Source organism: Nostoc flagelliforme FACHB-838, assembly GCF_014698065.1.
GTDB classification, from domain to species: domain Bacteria; phylum Cyanobacteriota; class Cyanobacteriia; order Cyanobacteriales; family Nostocaceae; genus Nostoc; species Nostoc flagelliforme_B.
The window spans coordinates 1-3,509 of the sequence record NZ_JACJSI010000523.1 but is presented as its reverse complement, the minus strand read 5'-3'; the positions used below and the strand labels follow the sequence as shown (position 1 = coordinate 3,509).

The window sequence follows — 3,509 nt, the reverse complement described above, 5'->3', positions numbered from 1 at the left end:
AAATCTTGATAATTCTAGATAACGCTAGTTACCATAAAAAGAAAACTATATTGGCAGAGATTGAAAAAAACTTACCAAATATTCAACTATATTTTCTGCCTGAGTATAGCCCAGATTTGAATTTAGCCGAACTTGTATGGCATTCGGCGAAAGAATACATATCTCATCGCCTATTTAAATCAGTAGAGGAACTGAAAAACTTATTAAATAGGTTGTTAAATCAGGGAGAGTTAATAATTAGATGGGGAAGAAAAATTAAAAATAAAGGTAATGCTGCTATTGCAAACTAAATGTGGAACAGCTTACTAGGGTGCAGAGCCTCATCTAAATCATCCGCGTGTCCCAAGAGCTTAATGCTACTGTGTTTGAGGTCGAGCAGAGTTTCATGGTCTGCTTGCTTTTTACCAAAGGTACAAAAATTGTGCCTTCGGTATCACTGCATCAAAACGCATTGGATGAAAGATTTTATAAGTAATTGCATCATGTCAAACAAACACTTATTGAAAGTGAAACGGATTCATCCTAAAGAATTTAAATTGAAGCACGGATTATCGGTGTCCGAGATTCATGAACTAAGCGACTATCCACCAGAAACTCTTAAGCACTGGTTAGCTGACGAGCATAGTAGTCGTTACCAACAACCAAAAGAATCTGTCTTAAATCATTTTGGTTTATTAGATTTATATTTAAGCGCTTTTTAAATTCAAAAAGGTCACACAGACACTACCCACTTTGACGCGGGTTTTTTATTATAAAAGGGCAAAGTCAATAGATAGTCAATTGTTGTTTGTCATGGACATCAATATTGATACGGATATTGATAATGGTCTTGATACAGAGATTGATACAGAGATTGACACAGATATTGACTATCTTTTTGAGACTATTGACACGGATTTGACTAAGTTCATGAAGTCACAATGGAGAGAACAACTTTTTCATCAAAAACCAAGCCAATCGGGAGTCAATTTCTTGCTTTTACCGATGTCAAAAGCCAAAGCAACTAAAATTTTAGGCATCTGCCCCCGTACATTAGAACGGTGGACAGAAGTAGCTCAACTTGTTCCACAGTATAGATTAATACTCTTGAGAATGAAAGCTTTTGCTCAAGAAAAGAGACTACGTGCGCCATTAATGACAACCTACCAAGTATGGGTAGTAGGAAAGATTGGTGAATTGTTTGGAGACATTGTTCAAGGTATTGATAAAAAGCCCCTTGTTGAGGCCATTATTGAAGCTAACAAAGGTGAATATACTCGCGCCAACTTTGAACAAGAACAACTTAGATTCACATCGCATGGTTTAGGAGAGATACATCATGTCGAATAGCATATTTACCCGTGCAGAATTGTTTGAATTATTAAGTGCTAGTTACACCCCAGAGCAAATCATTGCTGGGTTAGAACAACTGGCTCAGTCAGATCCAGCAGTTGATCCGAATGCAGAAGAATTTCCTGTAGAAATCAGCGATCGCTTAGAAAAGTTGTTTAATCTAGCGCAAGCAACCCTCGACAAATCGAAGCTATTAGGAGGTAGTGGCAATTTAGCGAATATACAGACGGGAGCAATAGATATGGCCACTGAACAATTACAACTTGTTGGAGTCAGCCGGGAAACGTTTAAAGCATTCTTGGACATTGTGGCAGGCAAGACTGTTGCCCAAGCGCTGGCAGTTCATCAATTTGAGCAAGAGTTATTCGATGAAATAACCAGTGAGCTTGACGTTCGTTCATTGCAGCGACGCACAGAGCAAGGCTTTGATGAAATAGCGTTTATTTATCAGTTGGCCAAGAATCCTGAAATCAGGCAACAAATTACCCAAAAGTACGGGTTAAAGACTGGGGATGAGGTAAAACAAGAGGTTCAAAAACTCACTAATACTGCTACCCCTGGTTTTGACCCGGAAGCATTCTTACAAGAACTAGGAGTGCCAACACCCGAAAAAAAGTCCACACAACCGACAACAATTCAGGATTTGAAAAATTTGACACGCTCTTTGTTGAGCAAATAACTTCAGTCTCCAGTTTAAAATGGCGCAAGGTTTTGGAGCAGAATCTTTTCGGATTATCAGTCATTTTTTTTCTAGTTTGTATTGGGCTATCTGTTTACACTCGTGTTATTAATGCACCGCCACCCCAGACAACACAAAGTATCCAAGGGCAACAACCGTAAAATATTTTGGCTGAGTGTTTGATGAAATACCAGAAGCAAGCGATGTTGGGATTATTGGGCATGGGGTTAATCGCAAGTCCTTGGTTATCGCAACTGCCAGCCCAATTCAAAACTTACAACAGTGGCATTACGATTCGAGAGTCTGAAGAACTAGAACGCATTAAAGCCGAGCAAAGGGCAGCGACCGCCGACAAAATTAATTCTCTCGGAGTTACGCCCTCATTCAGTAAGTTACGAATTAGGAACTATTTAGACTCAAAAAAACGTAACCCTAGACCTGACACTACAGGTTATTTAGAAGATGAGACAGTTTTTGTGTATGACTCAACTGGTTTTTGTATTGGGCGAATTGAACAGAGGCAATGGAAATGGAAATATCGATTCAAAAATGCTTGTAAGAATTCGCCACTGTACCAAAATTCCCGTGATTGACTGACCTATGAAATATCTCACTCCAAACAAATCTAATTCACAACCAAAACCAGAATCATCACCACAAGGAGAACCGAAAAAGGCAGGGAGTGACTACTTAGAATTACTAGCTCGGTGGATTGTGGCATTAATCTCACTGCCAGTCATCTTTATCTCACATATCATTGCCCAATTCGTTACCCCAGGCACACCCGGATACAAGCTGGTTGGCGCAATTGGTTTCTGGATTGGTACACTCCTTTCTACTGATAGCATCTGGCAAGTTTTATTCCAGGGAAAACCCCTCCTCCCGTGGTTTGAGCAAGAATGGATCGGTTGGCTCGGTTGGTTACAATTACCGTTCAATGTGTTGTTTTGGATTAGCTTCGGTATCTCTGCACTTGTTCAACTTATGGAAGCGCGAACATTGCGTGGCAAAGACCCAAATCAAGCCAAGCATGAGTTTGAGGAATCAAAACAATACACACTCGGTAGTAAACCGAATGGGAATATCGACCTGACAGTGGCATTGTGGGGTGATTACAAGAGGGCTGGCATGAAAGAACGTCATACAGGTGGAGCGATCGCACTATTTTTCTGGGTTTTGGATCTGACTACTACCTTCGTTGGTCGTAATCCCTTTCGCTACACGAACCCTGGTGTGATCTTGGCTTGCTTTGCTTACAACGTAGCTTCAATGATGGCAGGCGAGATTGGTTACAGCATTTGGAAATTAACTAAGTAAGAGGAGTTCATATGCAGCAACAAATACCAATGCTAGGAACCAAAGAAACGGCACTTTTACGTGACGATTACCCCAGCATTGAGTATTTGGAAGCTGGGAATACCGCCTCTTGGTTACAGGAACGTCAAGATCAGTTATTAGTCCGCGCCAAAGATGAGCGTAATGGCATGAATCTTGCTAA

The 3,509-nt window shown here is 40.5% G+C and carries 6 protein-coding genes; all 6 read left to right on the top strand.

Annotated elements, in window-relative coordinates:
* Positions 1–290 (top strand): transposase (locus H6G97_RS47940; protein ID WP_190943137.1); only part of this gene is annotated, 290 nt, incomplete at its 5' end.
* Between the two features lie 192 nt (positions 291–482).
* The gene (locus H6G97_RS47935) at positions 483–701 is read left to right on the top strand and encodes a hypothetical protein (RefSeq protein WP_100903457.1); all 219 of its coding nucleotides are present in this window, start codon (positions 483–485) and stop codon (positions 699–701) included.
* A 91-nt stretch (positions 702–792) separates the two neighbouring features.
* Positions 793–1,329, top strand: coding sequence for a hypothetical protein (locus H6G97_RS47930; protein ID WP_242056128.1), 537 nt, complete (start codon positions 793–795; stop codon positions 1,327–1,329).
* The gene (locus tag H6G97_RS47925) at positions 1,319–2,011 is read left to right on the top strand and encodes a hypothetical protein (RefSeq protein ID WP_190947360.1); all 693 of its coding nucleotides are present in this window, start codon (positions 1,319–1,321) and stop codon (positions 2,009–2,011) included. The genes H6G97_RS47930 and H6G97_RS47925 overlap by 11 nt, the downstream gene beginning before the upstream one ends.
* 182 nt (positions 2,012–2,193) lie before the next feature.
* Positions 2,194–2,604, top strand: coding sequence for a hypothetical protein (locus H6G97_RS47920; RefSeq protein ID WP_190947359.1), 411 nt, complete (start codon positions 2,194–2,196; stop codon positions 2,602–2,604).
* A 7-nt stretch (positions 2,605–2,611) separates the two neighbouring features.
* Entirely contained in the window at positions 2,612–3,328 is a 717-nt protein-coding gene (locus tag H6G97_RS47915; RefSeq protein WP_190947358.1) for a hypothetical protein, read from the top strand.
* Positions 3,329–3,509 lie beyond the last annotated feature (181 nt).